Origin of the sequence: Bacteroides sp. D22 (assembly GCF_000163675.1) — a bacterium.
Lineage (GTDB): Bacteria > Bacteroidota > Bacteroidia > Bacteroidales > Bacteroidaceae > Bacteroides > Bacteroides xylanisolvens.
Genome location: NZ_GG774821.1, coordinates 14,037 through 34,793, shown reverse-complemented (window position 1 = coordinate 34,793; position 20,757 = coordinate 14,037). Strand labels below are relative to the sequence as shown.

Annotated in this window: 15 protein-coding genes; 1 reads left to right on the top strand and 14 read right to left on the bottom strand. The window is 40.3% G+C overall.

What is annotated here, in order from left to right; translation table 11 throughout:
• Position 1 precedes the first annotated feature (1 nt).
• Positions 2-2,947: a SusC/RagA family TonB-linked outer membrane protein gene (locus HMPREF0106_RS04020; RefSeq protein WP_009040903.1), complete on the bottom strand. Its 2,946-nt coding sequence runs from the start codon at positions 2,945-2,947 to the stop codon at positions 2-4.
• Positions 2,948-3,592: 645 nt separating this feature from the next.
• Between HMPREF0106_RS04020 and HMPREF0106_RS04025 the strand changes: the two genes are divergently transcribed.
• Positions 3,593-5,518: an NAD(+) synthase gene (locus tag HMPREF0106_RS04025; protein ID WP_009040902.1), complete on the top strand. Its 1,926-nt coding sequence runs from the start codon at positions 3,593-3,595 to the stop codon at positions 5,516-5,518.
• A gap of 183 nt (positions 5,519-5,701) precedes the next feature.
• Here HMPREF0106_RS04025 and HMPREF0106_RS04030 read toward each other — a convergent pair whose 3' ends face one another.
• The 13 genes from HMPREF0106_RS04030 to HMPREF0106_RS04090 all read right to left on the bottom strand — a co-directional run bounded on the left by HMPREF0106_RS04030 (position 5,702) and on the right by HMPREF0106_RS04090 (position 20,739).
• Positions 5,702-6,265 carry a dual specificity protein phosphatase family protein gene (locus HMPREF0106_RS04030; protein ID WP_004315962.1) on the bottom strand — a complete coding sequence of 188 codons (564 nt, stop codon included), beginning with the start codon at positions 6,263-6,265 and terminating at the stop codon, positions 5,702-5,704.
• Between the two features lie 26 nt (positions 6,266-6,291).
• Positions 6,292-7,416, bottom strand: a complete 1,125-nt coding sequence (gene hisB, locus HMPREF0106_RS04035; RefSeq protein WP_009040901.1) for a bifunctional histidinol-phosphatase/imidazoleglycerol-phosphate dehydratase HisB — start codon at positions 7,414-7,416, stop codon at positions 6,292-6,294.
• A 3-nt stretch (positions 7,417-7,419) separates the two neighbouring features.
• Complete coding sequence (gene hisC, locus HMPREF0106_RS04040) at positions 7,420-8,517, bottom strand: histidinol-phosphate transaminase (protein ID WP_050427896.1); 1,098 nt, start codon at positions 8,515-8,517, stop codon at positions 7,420-7,422.
• Positions 8,477-9,766 carry a histidinol dehydrogenase gene (gene hisD / locus HMPREF0106_RS04045; protein WP_008643282.1) on the bottom strand — a complete coding sequence of 430 codons (1,290 nt, stop codon included), beginning with the start codon at positions 9,764-9,766 and terminating at the stop codon, positions 8,477-8,479. The genes hisC and hisD overlap by 41 nt, the downstream gene beginning before the upstream one ends.
• Before the next feature lie 29 nt (positions 9,767-9,795).
• Complete coding sequence (gene hisG, locus HMPREF0106_RS04050) at positions 9,796-10,647, bottom strand: ATP phosphoribosyltransferase (RefSeq protein ID WP_004310813.1); 852 nt, start codon at positions 10,645-10,647, stop codon at positions 9,796-9,798.
• A gap of 246 nt (positions 10,648-10,893) precedes the next feature.
• Positions 10,894-11,385 carry a PaaI family thioesterase gene (locus HMPREF0106_RS04055; protein ID WP_004310812.1) on the bottom strand — a complete coding sequence of 164 codons (492 nt, stop codon included), beginning with the start codon at positions 11,383-11,385 and terminating at the stop codon, positions 10,894-10,896.
• 73 nt (positions 11,386-11,458) lie between these two features.
• Entirely contained in the window at positions 11,459-13,363 is a 1,905-nt protein-coding gene (locus HMPREF0106_RS04060) for a fimbrillin family protein (protein WP_009040900.1), read from the bottom strand.
• Between the two features lie 324 nt (positions 13,364-13,687).
• Positions 13,688-14,341 (bottom strand): DUF2490 domain-containing protein, encoded by a 654-nt coding sequence (locus tag HMPREF0106_RS04065; RefSeq protein ID WP_004315967.1) that lies wholly within the window; start codon positions 14,339-14,341, stop codon positions 13,688-13,690.
• A 206-nt stretch (positions 14,342-14,547) separates the two neighbouring features.
• Entirely contained in the window at positions 14,548-15,894 is a 1,347-nt protein-coding gene (locus HMPREF0106_RS04070) for an MFS transporter (RefSeq protein WP_009040899.1), read from the bottom strand.
• 12 nt (positions 15,895-15,906) lie between these two features.
• Positions 15,907-16,806 (bottom strand): glycerophosphodiester phosphodiesterase family protein, encoded by a 900-nt coding sequence (locus HMPREF0106_RS04075; protein WP_009040898.1) that lies wholly within the window; start codon positions 16,804-16,806, stop codon positions 15,907-15,909.
• A 20-nt stretch (positions 16,807-16,826) separates the two neighbouring features.
• A complete protein-coding gene (locus tag HMPREF0106_RS04080; protein ID WP_009040897.1) occupies positions 16,827-17,885 on the bottom strand; it encodes an MBL fold metallo-hydrolase in 1,059 nt (352 codons plus the stop codon).
• A gap of 1 nt (position 17,886) precedes the next feature.
• Positions 17,887-18,768 carry a sugar phosphate isomerase/epimerase family protein gene (locus HMPREF0106_RS04085; RefSeq protein ID WP_009040896.1) on the bottom strand — a complete coding sequence of 294 codons (882 nt, stop codon included), beginning with the start codon at positions 18,766-18,768 and terminating at the stop codon, positions 17,887-17,889.
• Between the two features lie 6 nt (positions 18,769-18,774).
• Entirely contained in the window at positions 18,775-20,739 is a 1,965-nt protein-coding gene (locus HMPREF0106_RS04090) for a PQQ-binding-like beta-propeller repeat protein (protein WP_009040895.1), read from the bottom strand.
• Positions 20,740-20,757 lie beyond the last annotated feature (18 nt).

Genomic DNA, 20,757 nt, shown 5'->3' with positions numbered 1-20,757 from the left:
TTTAGAATGAAACTTCCAGACCAAAAGTAAACTGGCGAGTTGAAGGATACTGTGCCTGATACATATTGCTCACACCTTCAGGATCAAGCCCTGAGAATTTGGTGAATGTGAGCAGATTTTGTCCTTGCACAAACACTCTCAAATGCGTCAAAAAATTAGTCTTTTTAAGCAATGCTTGAGGGAAGTTGTAACTAAGCATCAAATTTTTTAATCTCAAAAAAGAGGCATCTTCCAAAAAGCGAGAATCCATTTGCGGAGTAACTCCATAACGAGGTATATCCGTCACGTCACCCGGCTTCTTCCAACGGTCATAAAGCAATCGACGGGACTGATTATATGTTTCAAACAGCCCGTTTCCTTCATCCAGATAACGGTCATTGTTAAACACCCAACGATCAGCCACCCAACTAAATTGTGCAGCCAGTGAAATATCTTTCCACGTTAATGTCGTACCAAATCCACCTTGCCATGGAGCCACAAAGCTCTTGCCAGTCATCACTTTATCAGAATCTCTGAATTCAGTTGTTATCTCACCATCTTTTGTATACCACAACGCATCGCCATTAGCAGGATTGACTCCAGCATAGCGATTAATATAAAATTCAGTAGATGACCGACCTACCACATACTTAAGATTGGTACTTGCAATTTCGTATTCATCTACTCCATTATAGAGCTCGGTAATTTTATTCTTATTATATGAGAAATTTGCGCTCAGATTCCATGAGAAATCTTTTGTACGGATAACATCACCGTTCACCATGACTTCCACACCCCGGTTGACCATTGCTCCGATATTGTCCCAACGGCTTCCCGAACCATTCACTGCATAAGACTGCGGAACATCCATCAACATATCCGTAGTCTTCTTATTATATAACTCAACGTCCAAGTTTATCCGGTTCCAAAAGCCCAAATGCAAAGCCAAGTTAGTGGTCCATGTTTTCTCCCAACTCAAATCGGGATTACCGCTTTGAGCAGGGTAAATACCAGTTTCACCCATATAGTCCATTCCGCCTTTCACCAAAGACTGCCATGCATAATAGCCGATGTCCGAGTTACCGGAAGTACCCGTACTGAGAGCTAGACGAGTGGTTGTCAACCATTTACACTCATTTAGAAACTTTTCTTTCTTAAGGTTCCACATCAATCCGACAGACCAGAAAGCACCCCATCGATTGTCCTTACCAAAACGGGAAGAAGCATCAGTACGCAATGAAAAGTCTACATAATAGCGACCATCATAATTATACTCGCCTCTTCCGAAGAAAGAGAGGTATGAATAGGAATAAAGGGTTCCTGCCGCCGTATCCGACCAAGAGGCAGCTAGCGTACCATTCGAAATATTAGTAAGAAGATCATTGTTCTGTCCTCTCATAGAAATGGAGAATCCTTCTGACTGGGCATCTACTCCTTCCTGTCCTAATAAAAAATTAAAAGAATGTTTTTCCCTCAATGTAAACATGTAATTAGCAGTATTAGTAATTGTCAGACTCAATCTGTCATTAGAACTACGCCCGGCATTCCCCGAACCATTATTTGTGGAAAAACTCGGAAAGGATTGTCTAAACGCTGTCATATGCGCATAATCTGCAGCAAACTGTGACTTTATGGTCAAGCCTTTAATGGGATTTACTTCGGCATATAAAGTGGACAATACTTTATATTTTTTATAACTAACAGGATTATTCCGCATCCAATCGAGCGGATTTTGATTGGTTCCCGTCCAACTGTCATCTTTAGTTGAAGCTATCGATCCATCTTCATTATAAGGATTCCAGTAAGGCATCATAAAGTGTGAAGCAGAAATTGGAGTTACTGAAGTATATTCTCCAGTCTGCGCCTGTTCAATATCTTCATAAGACACAGTGGAAGTAGTACCAACTTTAAGCCAATTACTAGCTTTTACGTCTGCATTTGCACGCATATTATAACGTCTGAATCCTGACCCTTGTGCAATTCCATCCTGGTCAAAAAAGTTACCCGACACATAATAATTTAAACGGTCAGTAGCACGGTTCACCGATACTTCATAATTTTGCAGCATAGCTTTGTCATTAAATACCACATCAAGCCAATTAATATCGGTTTTACGAAGAAGATCATAGTCTTTTCCTTTATCCAATCCCACTTCTTTCTCAAACAGAATACGTTCTTCAGTATTCATCTGGTTCCATTTATCCTGAGCCAACTGAGAGATGCCCAATTGAGTACGAAATGTTACTTTAGCTTTGTCTAGGGCCAAACCGCGCTTTGTAGTTATCACCACCACACCGTTTGCCGCACGCGCTCCGTAGATAGAGGTAGAAGAGGCATCTTTTAATACGGATATCGATTCGATATCACTTGGGTTCAAAGTGTTGAAATCACCACTAGATACAGGCATCCCGTCAAGGATAAACAAGGGAGAAGTCCCCGAACTCAAAGAATTGATACCTCGAATCTGAAATGAAGCAGCTACACTCGGTTCACCAGAACCGGACATAACCATTAATCCCGGTGCCTGTCCCTGCAATGCCTGGTCAAAACTGGCAGCAGGTACATTTTCCATTTTTTCCGCCCTCACAGTGGATACAGAACCGGCTATTGTACCTTTTTTACGTACACCGTACGCTACTACCACTACTTCGTCCACCATCTGCGCGTCATTTTCCATTGTCAAGTTTATACGAGTAGAAGCAGTCACCTGCTTATCTACCGTTTTCATACCGACATAAGAAAACTGCAAAGTGGCGGGAGATTTCGTCACTGTGATACTGTAATTACCATTCATGTCGGTAATTACTCCGTTCGTCGTACCCTTCTCCAAAACAGACACACCAATCATCGGCTGATTGTCTTCCGCCGAAATAATGTGTCCCGTTACCTGATATCCACCCTGTGCAAAAAGCAACAGGGGGATACTTGTCAGAGTAAAGAGTACAAACAAGAGAATTGATTTTCTCATCTTTGATACTTTGATTTTAAATTAATGAAATTGATTTATTTTTATAGATTTATCTACAATAAGGAATACGCAGTCTTCGCGTAGAATAATACACTCCTTTCCCAAAATCGGTTTATGCATTTTCTGCACCGACTTGGGACAGGCTATTATTATCTATAAATATAGAATAGGAATAGACTAACTTGGCAAATTCTTAATATTGCGCCAAATATCCAAATAGATTTTTCGTGTTACTGCTGTGTGAATTAAATGTATGACCATCTGCTCTCTTAAGTTATAAATTAAACACTAATATCACTTGTTCTGTTTAGGTGTTATACACTTCTAATATTGTTCTATTTTGGCTACAAATATATATATTATATTTAAATAAAAGAAACAATATGTCGCATATTTTATACCAAATTTCCACTTATATCTTTTTGATACATATTTAAGTACACAAACCCATAAATGAAAATAAATCCACAACATATTTCAATGATAATTGAATATAAACGTTCATTTTGATAGTTACTTTAATTGCTCAAATAACAACATCACAACTCATACAAAATAGCTTATTAAGAGGATTCAATATAGAAAAGATAATTATTCAAAACTATTTCCTATTTTTGCACTCATTATATATAAATAAGGTATAAGATGAACTACGGATTTGTAAAAGTAGCTGCAGCCGTGCCACACGTAAAAGTGGCTGACTGTAAATTCAATGTAGAGAAGATAGAAAGTCTGATTACAGTGGCTGAAGGAAAAGGAGTGCAGATCATTATTTTCCCGGAAATGAGTATCACCGGATATACTTGTGGTGACCTATTCGGACAACAACTTTTGCTGGAAGAAGCAGAAATGGGGCTGATGCAAATTCTGAATAACACCCGTCAATTAGATATCATTTCTATTGTTGGCATGCCTGTCGTTGTCAATTCGACAGTTATCAATGCAGCCGTAGTGATTCAGAAAGGGAAAGTGTTGGGAGTTGCAGCCAAGACCTATCTGCCGAATTATAAAGAATTCTACGAACAACGTTGGTTCACATCAGCGCTTCAGTTGGCTACAAACAATGTACGCCTGTGTGGACAAATCGTTCCCATAGGTGCAAATCTGCTTTTTGAGACTTCAGATACGACTTTTGGCATTGAGATATGCGAGGACCTTTGGTCTACTATACCTCCAAGTTCCTCACTGGCACTACAAGGGGCAGAGATTCTGTTCAATATGTCTGCTGATAATGAAGGCATTGGAAAGAACAATTATCTTTGTTCTCTCATCAGCCAACAATCTGCACGTTGTATTGCCGGATATGTATTCTCGTCTTGTGGCTTTGGAGAATCTACTACCGATGTGGTTTTTGCCGGTAATGGGCTGATTTATGAAAACGGTTCACTGCTTGCACGCAGCGAACGTTTCAGTATGAAAGAGCAACTGATTATCAGCGAAATTGATGTGGAACGCATCCGGGCAGAACGCAGAATAAATACTACCTTCGCCGCTAATCAGGCAAATTTAGGAGACAAGAAGGCGGTTTCTATCGCAACAGAATTTGTCAACAGCAAAGAACTGACCTTAACCCGGAAGTTCAATGCCCATCCTTTCGTACCACAAGGAATTGAGCTAAATGAACATTGCGAAGAAATATTCTCTATCCAAGTGGCCGGACTAGCACAAAGATTAGTTCACACCGGAGCCAAAACAGCTGTAGTGGGTATTTCAGGCGGACTAGACTCAACACTGGCACTGCTCGTCTGCGTGAAGACCTTCGATAAACTGGGATTATCCCGGAAAGGTATTCTCGGAATCACGATGCCGGGTTTCGGAACGACTGACCGCACCTACCATAATGCGATCGATCTAATGAAATCATTAGGTATATCCATCCGTGAAATTAGTATTAAAGATGCCTGCATCCAACATTTTAAGGACATCGAACATGACATGAATGTACATGACGTTACATACGAGAATTCGCAAGCGCGCGAACGTACACAAATACTAATGGATGTGGCCAATCAGACTTGGGGAATGGTTATCGGCACAGGGGATTTATCCGAACTTGCATTGGGATGGGCTACTTACAACGGCGATCACATGTCCATGTACGGGGTAAATGCGAGTGTTCCCAAAACACTTGTGAAATATTTAGTACAATGGGTGGCAGAAAACGGTATGGACGAAAACTCGAAAGCTACTTTGCTTGATATTGTAGACACTCCTATTAGCCCGGAATTGATTCCGGCGGATGAGAACGGAGAAATTAAACAGAAAACAGAAGATCTGGTAGGTCCTTATGAACTGCACGACTTTTTCCTATATTATTTCTTACGTTTCGGCTTTCGGCCTTCCAAGATATTCTATTTGGCAAAAACGACATTCAAAGATATGTATGATGAAGAAACCATTAAGAAATGGCTTTCCACTTTCTTCCGTCGTTTCTTCAATCAGCAGTTCAAACGTTCTTGCTTACCGGACGGACCTAAAGTAGGAAGTATTTCTATTAGTCCACGGGGGGATTGGAGGATGCCTAGTGATGCCAATTCAGCTATGTGGCTTAAAGAAATAGAGAATTTATAGGGAAGTACAAACATCAAACTATTCTCACTGCTATGAGAAAAAATACTCATTACTATGAGAAGATTTTCTCATTATAGTGAGAATTTTTTCTCATAGCAGTGAGAATAGTTGAGAAAATATAACGCCTCATCATAGCTTCGATACAACATTTTAGCAAGACATGTATCTGCACAAAATTACATACTAAAATCCCTCTGTACACATAACTTTTCTTCTTATTTGCTCTATATCCGCTTCTTTAATCCTCCGAATGATATTTTTATAAATACGATGAAAGCCAAAACCGCCTTCAGTCATTTCATGAATCGCGTCTTCTTTTGAAACATTCTGAAATACCACTCGATAAAGTGCGCAAACAGCTCCTGTGCGATCTGATCCGTGATGGCAATGGATAACAATCGGCGCTTTACGATTCTTTATAATACGCAATGCTTCAATCAACTGTTCTTCATTGATGGAATGAGCTTTGGTCTTTACCCGATGAAGCTTTACGTTCGTTCCTGCGGCTTCATCATCATCGCTATGTCTATTACGGAGATTGAGAGCTTCGCCAATACCATACTTTTCTAAAGCTTTAAAGTCTTCATGCGAAGGTTGCTCTGAACGATATACACCCGAATCGATCTTGTACAGATTGGTTAATTCACTATCAGGAAGAGTAATCTTCTCTACTTTCAAATTCTGACTAAAAATAGATATAGAGAAGATTACTCCCAAAAGTAGGCTTAACAGGATTCTTTTCTGCATAAGTCTATATTGTTATTATAAAAAGATCAAAGTACTCCCTTGCTGGATGGAAGTTCAAAATGATAGATATCTCTTTTGATTGCCATTTTCAAGGCACGGGCAAGGGCTTTAAAAATACCTTCTATCTTATGATGTTCATTTTGTCCTTCCGCCTTAATGTTCAGATTCATTTTTGCCGCATCACTTAGTGACTTAAAGAAATGAAGGAACATTTCCGTCGGCATCTCCCCTATCTTCTCACGCTTGAATTCGGCATCCCAAACCAGCCAGGGACGACCACCAAAGTCCAGACAAACCTGACAAAGACAATCATCCATCGGTAAAGCATAGCCATAACGTTCAATTCCACGCTTACTACCTAAAGCCTGGTAAATACATTCTCCTAATGCAATAGCGGTATCTTCGATCGTATGATGTTCGTCTACCTCCAGATCTCCTTTTACACGGATCGTCAAGTCCATACCGGAGTGTTTTCCAATCTGCTCGAGCATGTGGTCGAAAAAGCCAAGACCGGTAGAGATGTCACAAGCGCCGTTTCCATCCAAGTTCAAAGTCACATCAATATCTGTTTCTTTTGTTGTACGACGTACTTCCGCTTTCCGTTCTCCGGCAAAAAGGAATTCGGCTATCTGATCCCAGTCGGTCGTTGCAAGGGCGCAGACTTCTTCCAATCCTTTTTCTTTCAGGGTTTCAGGTGAATTTTGCAGATAGATTGCCCGACAACCCAAATTCTGGGCAAGTTCCACATCCGTAGGACGGTCGCCTATCACAAAACTTCCGGCAAGATCGTATTCCGGATTATTTAGATACTTCGTCAGCATTCCGGTACGTGGTTTACGGGTGGGCGCATTATCTTCCGGGAAACTACGGTCTATTAGAATCTCATCAAAAGTAATCCCCTCTCCTTCTAATGTTTTAAGCATCAGATTATGGGCAGGCCAAAACGTTTCTTCCGGGAAGGAAGATGTACCCAATCCATCCTGATTGGTGACCATCACAAATTCAAAATAGAGTTTGCTGCGGATAAAACCTAAATTACGGAATACTTTCGGATAGAATTCCAGCTTCTCCAATGAGTCGAGTTGGTAATCTACGGGAGGTTCGATCACCAACGTACCATCTCTATCTATAAATAATACTTTCTTCTTCATAAATTATCCCGGGTATTTTTTAAGGGTGGCTAATAGTGTATTATTCTCTACACGGGTACCGACAGTCACACGCAAACAGTTGCAGCAAAGCGAAATGTTATGGCGATTACGCACAATAATTCCTTCACCTACCAAATAATTGTAGATTTTCACGGCATCCGTCACTTTTGCCAAAAAGAAATTCGCATCAGACGGGAACAGTTTAATGGTACATGGAAGCTTTTCAAATTCCGCTTCCAAATAGTCACGTTCTTCCTTCAGAGTTTTCACCCAACGTTCTATCTCATAATGTTTATGCAACATGGCGATGGCTTGCTGTTGAGTCAACTGGTTGACATTATAGGGATATTTGATTTTACTAAGAATATCAATAATCTCTTTGGAAGCAAAAGCCATTCCCAAACGGATAGCAGCACATCCCCAGGCTTTGGAGAATGTCTGGAATACGACGAGATTGGGATATTTATCCAACTCTTCGAGGAAAGACGGAGCTTTAGAAAAATCATTGTAAGCCTCATCCAACATTACCAATCCTTCAAACTGACAAAGAATCTTTTCTATTTCGGAACGAAGCAGATCATTTCCCGTCGGATTATTAGGCGAACAAAGGAAAATCAGTTTGGTATGCTCGTCGGTAACTGCCAGCAATTTGTCAGCAGAGAATTGGAAGTCATCATCCAACAATACTTTCCGATATTCCACATCGTTTACATCGGCACAGACCTGATACATTCCATAGGTAGGATCAATAGCTACTACATTATCTTTACCCGGTTCACAGAAAGCACGAAAGACCAAGTCGATGGCTTCATCACTGCCGTTTCCGAGAAAAATATGTTCGGGAGATACTTTCTTAATTTTCGACAACAATGTTTTCAGTTCACACTGCATAGGGTCCGGATAACGGTTGTGAGGCGTATTGTACGGATTTTCGTTTGCATCCAGGAAAACAGAAGCGGTGACTCCTTTATATTCATCACGTGCCGAAGAGTAAGGCTTTAATTTCCAGATATTCGGCCGGGTTAATTCTTGTAATGTTTTCACTTCTTTAAATTTTAAATTATGAATTTTGAATTGCTTTGAGACGAACTGTGACCGCATTTTTATGCGCATCCAAATGTTCGTTAGCCGCCATCTCCTCAATAGCAGGACCAATAGCCTTTATTCCTTCCGGGAGAATTTCCTGAAACGTAATCTTGCGGATAAAACTATCCAGACTGACGCCGCTATATGCTTTGGCATAACCGTTGGTAGGCAAGGTATGATTTGTTCCGGAAGCATAGTCACCGGCACTTTCGGGAGTTAACGATCCAAGAAAAACAGAACCGGCATTTGTTACACGCTCTGCTACTTCCATGTAGTTTTCCGTTTCTATTATTAAGTGTTCCGGCGCGTATGCGTTAGTCAGTTCCAATGCTTCATCCAAATCCTTTACTAAAATCAGTTTACTATTCTCTAATGATTTTGCAGCAATTTCACGACGGGGCAATTCGGCTAATTGACGTTCTACTTCCGCCATTACTTCTGTTTGAAGCTTCTCGGAAGTGGTAATCAATATAGCCTGACTATCTATTCCGTGTTCTGCCTGTGACAAAAGATCTGCTGCTACAAAAACCGGGTTGGCAGATGCATCAGCCAGAACTTCGACTTCAGAAGGACCGGCAGGCATATCAATAGCTACATCACGCAGGCTTACCAACTGTTTGGCAGCTGTCACATATTGATTACCTGGACCAAATATCTTATATACTTTAGGTACACTCTCCGTTCCATAGGCCATAGCGGCAATAGCCTGCACACCACCAGCCTTGAATATTTTACTGACACCTGCCAGTTGCGCAGCAAAAAGAATAGCCGGATGAATATTTCCATTCTTATCGGGAGGCGTGCAAAGTACGATTTCCTTGCATCCTGCAATTTTAGCCGGAACAGCCAACATCAATACAGTTGAGAAAAGTGGTGCTGTTCCACCCGGAATATACAATCCCACTTTTTCGATTCCTACCGATTTTTGCCAGCAAGTCACACCGTTCATTGTTTCTACCTTCTTTCCGATAAAACGTTGGGAAGCATGAAAGGTTTCAATATTTTGTTTTGCCAGGGAGATGGCTGCTTTCAGTTCATCGCTTACCAATGTTCCGGCAACCTGTATCTCTTCAGGAGTCACAGCAAGCGCAGACAAGGTGACTTTATCAAAAGTAGCTTCATATTTCAAGACGGCTTTGTCACCTTCTGCTCTTACCTTATTTATAATAGAGCGAACAGTGTCGAACAAATTTTCCGTATTCAGTGCCGGACGTTTCAAAAGTTCCGTCCACTGTTCTTTTGAGGGATATTTAATCAATCTCATGGTTACTATTTTATTAGATGCCTATATATTTATACAATCATCTTTTCAATTGGCAGTACTAAAATGCCTTCTGCTCCCAGTCCTTTCAGTTTTCCAATGATTTCCCAAAAACGTTTTTCATCAAGTACTGTATGGACAGAGCACCAGCCTTCCTGTGCTAACGGCATCACCGTAGGACTCTTCATACCCGGCAATACAGCAATGATTTCTTCCAGTTTATCTTTCGGAGCATTCATCAATACATATTTTTTATCTTCGGCTGTTTTTACTGCATTCATGCGGAACAGCAGTTCTTCGAGCACTTCTTTTTTCTCGTCGCTCATATTCTTGTTGCCAATCAGCAATGCTTCCGACTTCATTACGACTTCCACTTCTTTCAAACGGTTACTTACCAACGTAGAACCGGAGCTTACAATATCAAAAATAGCATCAGCCAATCCAATTCCCGGAGACACTTCTACAGAACCGGTAATCACGTGAATTTCAGCATTTACACCATTTTTCTTCAGGAAGTTGCGAAGAATAACCGGATAAGAAGTAGCGATCTTCTTACCGTTAAACCATGACAAACCGGGATATTCAATATCTTTCGGCATAGCCAATGAAAGGCGACACTTACTGAATCCCAAACGTTTGATGATTTCCGCATCTTCTTCCTTTTCCATAAATTCATTTTCGCCAACAATTCCCAAGTCTGCCACACCGGTAGCCACTGTCTGCGGGATATCATCATCACGAAGAAATAGAACTTCAATAGGGAAATTGGAAGACTGCACCAATAAGGTACGTTTTGTAGTGCTCAACTTAATATCCGACTCTCCTAAAAGTGCCATTGTCTCTTCGAAGAGACGTCCTTTGGCTTGTACTGCGATTCTTAACATGACTTTATTTAATTTTTAATTATAATATGCGTTGAGAAATAAAAAAAGGCTTACCGTATTCGGCAAGCCTTAGTTATCGTTTATATAGTTATACACAATATCATCCACGCCCACCGATTATTCGTTAGGAAAATGATGATGATGATGTGTAGTTGTATATTTCATATTTCTTTTATTAACTTCGACAAAAGTAAAGCATTTGTTTGAAACCACCAAACATTTATCACAAAAACTTGAGTTTTTATTTCAAATTAAAGGCAATATCTCTTCCGGCTCTACATCACATTTCGTAAAATGCATTTCGTCTTTCGACTTTTCTTTCGAGAAAGTAAAGTAGGTACAAACCGATTCTGTGCATACTTCTCCATCCTCATTATATAATTTTGCTTCAACAATGACAATGTTCCGCTTCACTTCTTTAATAGAGGCGCGCAATACTATATGAGAATCTTTGGTATCAACAGATTTTCGGTAACGGGTTTCCATCTTCGAAGTCACTCCAGTCGTTTGTAGTTTACGAAGCACCACCCACGCACAGATTTCATCCATCAAAACTGCTTGAATACCGCCATGCAAAGTGTCAATCCAGCCTTGATACTCGGGACGTGGCTTCCAAATGCTCACTACTTCGTCACCATCCTCATAAAATTCCATTTTTACTCCAGCTTCATTATTAGGAGCACAACCGAAACAATTGTACCCTTCCAAACCCTTCCAGGGATTTATTATCTTCTTCATAGTTCTCTCTTTTAGTTAGTTTTACTTCCCAAATATAAGCAATTTATGAAAAGGAGATGCAATTTTCACTGATTTACTTTCTAATACAACGAATAGCGAAAGCTTTCGTATCAATACCCGCATTAGATTCTTCTATGATATTCGTATCACTTTTCATGTAGAAAACCTTAGTATCGATGGTGGCATTTGTATTGTCCAATGTCCAATATGCCAAATGTTTGTTCTCATAATCTGCTTGGAAAGCCCCTACATACATTCCTACAGGAATACCATTAAAACCGGATAAATTAGTTGCAGGTTGCACTTGTTCTTCCGTCTTCAGGGACAACCAGGTCCCTGACTTCAACAAAGAAGCTTCCCCCTTCAAGTAGTCTTTTAAAATATTCCAGTCTTCCCAATTCGGTATACTCCAGTGAGTTGGCAAGATCCTACCGGAAAGCGCAACATTAGCGGTATAAAAATAATGCTCTGTAGTAGATTGCAAATATCCAGCTATATTTGCTGTTACCTGATTCAATTTAGGGAGCGCATCACCGTTTACATATAAAGATGTCTCCAAATTACTCCTCATCCAGTATTGAGTTCCGATCTTCACTAACGGATAATTATGGATGACTCCTCCACGAACATCACGAACAATATCTTCCTGTGCCAAAACAGGTAACACATCATCTGCCAGTGTTACTGATAAGGAGATTGTTCCGTCTGCCAGCACATAAACATTATGACGAGCCAATAAGGTGCCATCCACATAGGTTAATGAATGATCTTCCATATTCCATGATACACTTCCACCATTCACTTTTCCTGATTTTCCTAATAACTGTGCTACAATCCCTTGAGATAAATTAACGCTACCGTCTTCTTTCATCGGATAGGCAACAATCGCTTGAGAAGAAAAATCCGGAGTAACAAGATACTCTTTACATATTTCGGCTACTTGTTTTCCCGAATGTATCACTTTGTACACATTCGATTTTTCAAAAGTCAGCTTCGATACATCTATGTATTTATGCAAAATACCCGATTCGGTATGATCCACTTCTGTCCCATCCCAATCTCCGATTTCTCCGTTCACTTTACTCATTAATATATCTTCGGCCGATACAAACGTTATTTCCAACTCTCTCTGTTTTCCACTTTCCAATTGTAAAGTGGATGGTAATAAACTGGTATATAGTTTGCCGGCAGCTTCCAATGTTATGTATTGATACCCAACAGTCGCCTCTTGGGGAATCAAAATAAGCTCTTTTCCTACCAGTCGACCGTCTTTTATTTCCCATTCTCCTGCAGGAGTAATATCTTTCTCTTCAGAATAGGCAGAGAATGTTTTCTTCTGAAAATCATAAATAGTTTTAGTATAAAATCCGCTCACAGAAAGTGTAGGTTCAACAGACAACATATTTTCTATATTCTCTCCCTCTCCGGGGACAAGGACTATTTTCATACGAAAAAACTGGTGATTGTAAGTCAAAGCAACTGCATCTTTACTGGCTAATACTTCCTTTTTGGAAGCAACTAGAAAATCAGAATGAGAATAATCATCCAGTTTATCTTGAGTTGTTGCAACGGTCACTTGCATGGAACTTTCACCCATTACTACCCCGCCCTTCTGATATGGATAATAACTGATTAAATTCAATGTAACTCCATCATCCGGATAGTAAACCGACTCATCAGATACAAACTCACCAGTAGATGAACGCACAAAATGAAGATTATCTGCATAACGTTCTTCTTGCATTGTAGTAGTTCCTGCAAGTGCAAATAATCCCACTTCATCTTTTTCTCCAAAACTATTGTTTACTACACGAGTATTCATGATCTCATGAATATCAGCTACAAACTTCAACGGAATATCTCCATTATTAATGATTTCCCCTTCTTCCTCCGAAATATGGTTTACACAAGCAGTAAACATAGTACAACAAAGGATAAAAAAACCTACTCCCACAAATAGGTTATGGCATGTTTTCATTTTGTTTTTCTATTAGTTCAAAAAAAGAAATTCTTGATTGAGCAGAAAGAATGCCATAAGAGGAAGTATTCACTTTCGGTTATGAAAAACCATACAACACGTCTGTTGCAACTGTAGAATCTTAAATTCCCACATTACAGTTTGAAATGTGGAAGCGAAAGTACAGATTATAGTTAAGAAAAGAAATATTTTCCTTTAAAAAGATTAATCTTTTATATAAAAAGCACGTAATCAGCCATTTAAATAACACATGCAAAAACAAGACATTCTGAACTCCACATTATTATATTAGCATTGGTTATTATTTACTATCCGTCATTTATTTCAAAAAGAATACCCCACTTCTATTCCGGCAATGTGTCTGCCTTGCGAAGATGCATATTGATAACAATAAAATGCATCCAATGACCAACGTTTGGCTAAAGCAATCTCCACTCCGGGACGATAGCGCATACGGTCTGCTCTCCAAAAAGAGGTATCATCCAGACTTTGATAAATTTCAACAGAAAAATAAGGAGAAACGATTCCTTTTGTAGGAGCATAGGATAACTTCAAACGAGAACGTAGACGAGTTTCAGAATCACCACGGTCAAAAGTCTGCTGAAACCTCTCCCGCAAAGACACTTTCAACCATTGATAACGAAAGTTGGCAGTGGCAGATATATGATAGCGATGTCTCAACTTCCAGTCTGAATCACCCAAATTCCGAAGATGGGTCTCATATCCCACTCCCAGATTCAAAAAAGAACAAGGGCGATAACTTCCACCAACTGTCAGTCCCCAACGATCTAATCGACTTACATCATCCTTCATACGTAATTCCAAATCGCCTGAAACCGAGAAACGAGAATCTATCTTATAATTTACCTTAAATTTAGTCCATGTATTGAAATCATCACTTTGTGCCCATGCGGGAAACGACATTCCAAACAACAACACAAACAGCCAAATCTTAGTATTTAATATTATTCTACTCATTGATTATCGGGTTAAAGTTGCAAAGATAATAAATTATCTCCGGCAAAGGAAAAGCATGATACTGAAATAATACTGAAAAGACTGCTAATGTTGCATTAAAAGGAACACTTTGTTTCTCGGTGAGAAACGGGTCGTTCCTTTAAAAGAAACGACCCGTTGGTTTAAAAGGAAAAAAGTATCTAAGTAAAACACTAATATTCAAACTATTATTTTGGCTTCGCATTCCAAACTAACAATGCACAAAAAACTGACAATAAAGCCGCCCCTATCCAAAACCAATTAATATAGGTGAAGTCATAAACATCAACTCCGCTCTGAACCGTTTTTTGCCCTTCTATCAGTATACCACTCATCACATCCTGCAATCCGGCACCAATATAACTGGCAATGCCGACAACTCCCAATGCAGCTCCCGATGCATTGCGAGGAGCAATATCGACAGCCATCAAACCACCCAAAAAGCAAATTAGTACTCCAATTCCTAAACCAAAAAGAATCATAGCCAATACATCTATCCAAAAATGTACGCCCGGAACCAACAGGAAAAGGCAAAGTGCAAATACATTCATCAATCCGAAGATTAAGGCAGGAACATTGCGACGACCACCAAACAATTTATCCGAAATCACTCCGGAAAACATCGTACCGATGATACCACAAACCGGACAGATAGAAATGATAAAACTGGCATCCAGGGTAGAATACCCTTTTTGAGCTTCCAAGTAAAAGACGCCCCAGCTGTTTATCGCATAACGACTGATATACATAAAAGCACTCGAAAGGGCAAGAATCCAAATGGCAGGCATCATCAACACCTGACGCTGTGCTTTATTGAAATCCGCCGTTTCTGTTGCACTCATCTCTTTTTTCTGTTTGGGAACATTCACTGGAGGGAAACCCTGACTCTCGGGAGTGTCATGAAAGAACTTCCACACGATCAAAGCTCCAAGCAAACCGACAATACCGGCTCCGAAGAAGCCGTATCGCCAACCCAAGACACTGACAATAGACGCAATAATCAAAAAGGTCAACGCCTCACCGATGTTATGGCTAGCAGACCAAAATCCATAATAAGAACCTCGTTCTTTGTCCGTGAACCAACGGGAAAGGCCAACCACGCAAGAGGCGGCCCCCATAGACTGAAACCATCCGCTAATCCCCCAAAGGACAGCAAACAGAATAAAAGAATTGGTAAAGCCGAGACATAAGTTCACTAATGCCGTAACCAATAAACCAGTAGTCATGAAGCGATTGATATTGCTACGGTCGGCAAGGAAACCATTCGTGAACTTTCCGAGGGCGTAAGTGAAGAATAATACGGAGCCGATTATTCCCAGTTCCGTTTCAGAGAAGATTCCTTCCTCTACGATGGGCTTCTTTACGACATTCAGGCTAAGGCGGCAAACGTAATACATACCGTAGCCAAAGGTTGCCGAAAGGAAAGTAGACCATTTCAGATACTTCAGACGACGTTCATCGGAAGAGGACAAAGCCTCCCCGTTACAAGGTCCCGGTGAAGAGACCTTGTAAAAATTTATAAGCTGTTTCAACATGAAGAAATACGGTTAGTCGTGAAGTTTCTTTTTACGCAGATACTCCAGTAACAGAGCAGGGCGATCGGTTTGAATTAATTTCGCTCCCTGATTAATGATCCATCCCCAGCTTTCTTCCGGTTGATGGAGTTCCACCGCACGGTCATCATCGTGACCGCCACATAATTCGGGCCAAAGAGAATTGATGAACAAGTTAGAACCTGTATCACTCACTTTCTTTATCAGGTTAAGGACCTCTGGATTATCATTATCGAATACTAATTCATAAGCAACAGGCTTCATGTGAGTCTGATAACTGTCAATAATAGCTTCGGCTCCTTCTTTGTGCAACTGTACAATAGGCATAAAAATTACTTTATCCAACACAGCACCGTTTTCAGCTTTCACTTGTTCGTAAGGAAGCCCGGCTTTGATAACACACTGGTCAACTGTTCCAGTCTTCTCAAGTACGGCATAAGCCTCCTGAAAATAATCATAGCCCTTATCAATATTTACCATTATCTTACCTTTGCAGAGCAACATGACTTCCTCCAATGTAGGAATCTGATGTCTTGTTTTACAAGCGACCCCATTTTTAAGACGCATTGCTTTCAATTCCGCTAATGTATAATCTTCTACCAGCCCTTTTCCGTTCATGGTGCGATTGATTGTTTTATCGTGCATCACTACCAAATGTCCGTCTTTGGTTCTTTTCAAATCGATCTCTACCATATCGACTCCCATATCAATGCAATTTTGTATACCTTGCAATGAGTTTTCCGGAGCATTACGCCAATCAGCCCGATGTGATACAACCAGTATTTTATCAGGATGATTTCCTAACAGGTTTTCTTTGATTTCAGTTATTCTATTTTGGGCAACAGCCAGTTGTACCAAACATAGAAGAAGTATGAAGTTACATATCCGTTTCATAAGTTCAAACATTAAGAATTTTAATTCAGTTTATTGTTTTGCCAGACCATTTTTTCTCCCCACATTGGTACATAGGTATGTTCACAATTAATCTTCGAAGCCCGTTCGAGTGCCAGTTCCAATGACCATCTCGATTCGTCAACACCGGCATGAGCAAGCTCCAGAATATGCGATAACAAGACATAATCCGGTTCTACCTGCCCTGCACCCGAGCCCAGAATATTATTTTCAATCAGTGCATTGGGAGCGTAACGTGGTATCAATACATTCACATGAGAAGCCAGATTCGTATATTGTTCCGGTTTATAGTTGGAGTCTCCTACATGCATAAAGACGAAGTTATCGGTATCTTCACCACAATCAATCGAAAATACAGTCACAAAATTAGATAACCCGGAATTGTTGTGATCGGTGATACAGGTTTTAATTTTGAATTTTCCTATTTCATAATCTTTATCTCCTTTTGCGGTATAAGGATATGTCGTATCTTTCAGGTAGTTAGACAATACCGGTTTGCCTAAATCAAACATAGCCTGAATAAGATCATTGTTATAATGATCGGAATGCTTATGAGTGACGCAGAGAAAATCAATATAAGGTGCCAGTTCTTTTGCCCAACGATGAGAAATATCGATAGCAAAACATCCTGACGGAGTCTTGACCACATATCCCATATTATAGAGCAACCAAATCTCTGCTGTACCATTTTCCACTTTTGAATTTTTAACTCCATCCATCACGCGGTCAAATGCGCTCCGATAAAAATAGATAATAGGATCACACTTTTCCATACTTGTACTTGCCTGGTCGAAACCATTCAGATAACTGATGAAATAATCATCTTTACATTTATCCGCATACCCCTGAATTTTGGTCAAAGTAGCAGTACGTCCGGCATTGACAATCAAAGGAGAAGAACTCCACAACTGTTGTGCTGTGGCATCCACTTCCTCTGCCAATTGAGTAAGGATTCCTTCATGACCTGTTTCGGTACTGTTGTTGTCATCATCATCGCAAGCAACAAAGCCTATTGCCAAAAGGCAAAACAGTAAATATTGAATTTTTCTTATTATATCCATCTTATTTCAGTGTTTTATAATCATTAATTATTTTATTGAAAGTCTCAACGACCCGTTCCGGTGTTGGACGTGTATCATGGCTTTCATGATCTTTAGTCGCTTCATACATGAAAACTCCTTCATAACCGACTCCTTCGAGTGCGTGCATTAACTTTCCCCACTTAATATCGCCTTGCGTAGGAAGCCAGTGGCACTCGTTGACAAAATCAAAATCCGAAGCATGTATGGTGCCAATACGTTCACCAATGGTTTCTACAAAATGTTCCGTCGTTCCTTTTGTATAATGATTGGTATCAAAACAAACCTTCACACCGGGAATATCTTTGATAATCTCCCAAAGTTCTTCAGGAGTATTTCCCAAACAAGTCCGCGGCAGATTCTCTATACATAACTGTGCTCCTATCTGATCCGCATACTTCTTCAGATAAGCGATAGACCTGGAAGCATTGGCTATTCTTTGTGCTCGAATACTGTCGTCAATCGGTTCGGAACTTGGATGCAGAACTAAACATTTCGGTTGAAATTGAGCACACTGTTCAATCATCTCCGCCATAAAATCTACATTTTCTTTCCTTTTCTTTTCATCGAGAACCGATATATCCAGCGTGCGGGAAAAAGGAAGATGTATAGACCAGACTTTGATACCGGCACTATCAATTTTTGCTTTCATATCCCGAACACGAGGAATGACCTCATTTGCCGGAACGCCTCTATAGCACTGGTTAAATGCAACTTCCACATACTCTATCCCCACAGACCGAGCTTGAGAAAAGTCTGTGGAAGCAGGTACTTTCCACAAAGCCGTAGTAGTACCTACTTTATATTTCTGTGCATATACTCCCATTGTCATCGTCATAAATACAATAAAAACCGAGATTCTCATTATCACTTACTTTTGACGGTTTGTACCTTGAATATCACCACCACGAATACTCCAGGAGTCTGTCTCCAAAGTCTTATTGATATCAAATGCTTTGACAGCACCTATATTACCAGATCCGATCGTTCCGCAATAAAGCCGTTTGTCCGGACCAATAGTAACAGCTGCCATGACTTGTTGTCCTACAGTTTCTTCAAAAACAATGTTTCCATTAGTAATATCAAGTCCCAATACTTTGTTTCCTGATTGAGTACCTATATAAAGAATACCATCCGTGCTCAAGGCACCTCCACTGTAATTCAAATTGTTGCCTACTTTTTTCTCCCAGATTTTAGCCCCGTTGGCATTTACTGCATGAACTGTCTGCGATCCTTTCTCCGTAAAGTAGATATTACCATTTTTATCTACAATCGGGAAATAGGCATCTCCTTTCGTAGTCGGATACGTCCATTTCTTTGTCCCGTTTGTCATATCGACAGCAACAAGTCCGCCTCCTTTCAACGTCGCATAAAGCATCTGATCTTTCAAAGCAAACGTAGCCTGTTCTGTCACATTTACTTCTTCCAATTTCCATATCTGATCCTTATTCGGTTTAAAAGCATAAATAGCAGCACTTGTACCCGCATAAACATTTCCGGCTTTATCAATAGCTACCGCACTACCTGTTGCTCCGTCAAGGGATTGTTGCCATTTTATAACGCCACTGGATGCATCGAGGGCATACAACGTACTCTTATTAGTAAGACAGTAAAGAACACCATCGACAGACAATGCAGGAAAAGCACCTACCGCAGCATCCAATTTAACCGCCCACTTTTGGGTTCCATTTGGATTTATAGCATATACATTATTAATAGTAGCATTTCTTACACACTGATATATGGTACCATCAGAAGCCACTAACGCACCTCCACCATACGTTATCTGACTGATAGCAAACACCCATTTGAATTCACCGCTCACTACATCAATAGCAAATAAATGCCCTGCAGGAGTAGATGTTGGGATGTACATTGTTTTTCCATCCGGAGAGAACACCGGATTGGAAGTCTTTACATATCCGGTAAGTCCGCCAAAGTTCAAATCGACAGAATTCCATTTATAATTGCCGACTGTAACAGCCAGACTACCCGACTCGGTTGTGTTATTTACATAAGTCACCGTGACAGCTACTGTATAAGTTCCGGTAGTAGCAAATGCATGTACAGGATTGTTTTCTCCTGATGTCGTACCATCACCAAAATCCCAGCTTACCGATTTCACTTCACCTGCCATAAAATACATATCGTTATAAGCAAAGGCGCAAGGTTCCCACACGACCAGTTCCGTATTGGCAAGAATAGGATAGATCAATCCCGGAGTAGCTGAAGTCTCCACTGGAATAGAATTGCCCGTAGGATAAACACAAACTACGTTGAACGTATATTCCTGATCGTTAGTCAACCCGTCAACAATGTATTCTTCCAATGAAGTATCATCCAGATTGATAATCTGATTGCCCGGATTAACAGTAACCTGATAACGGGTAAAACGTTCACTGGCAGGTTTTGTCCATCTTAAACGCACTCTTTCATTGCCGGCTGCTGCCGTCAGATCAGAAATCGGGTATCTCGCATTCTTCGGCGTACAGGCAGCGGTAGTTTTACTAGCCAATCCTCCTGTATAACGAGGCTGTACAGAAAAAGTGTAAGCAACGTCATTCACTAGATTATTGATTGTGGCAGTCATTGTTTTCGCATCCACAGTCATCTCACCTCCTTCCGCGTCTGACGATCCGGAAGTCCAAAGAATCAAATATTCATTAGGCCGGGCATTTTCGTATGCCTCCCAAGCAAGAGTCACATTCATATCTCCGGCTGTTGCCGTAAGTGACTTCAGTTCATATAAATCGAAATTCGCTTTTGGCAGCTCTTCTTCACAAGCAGTAAAAACTACTGTGAGAATAAACAACAAGCTATATATTATTTTTTTCATTGTCTGAATTCTTTTAGT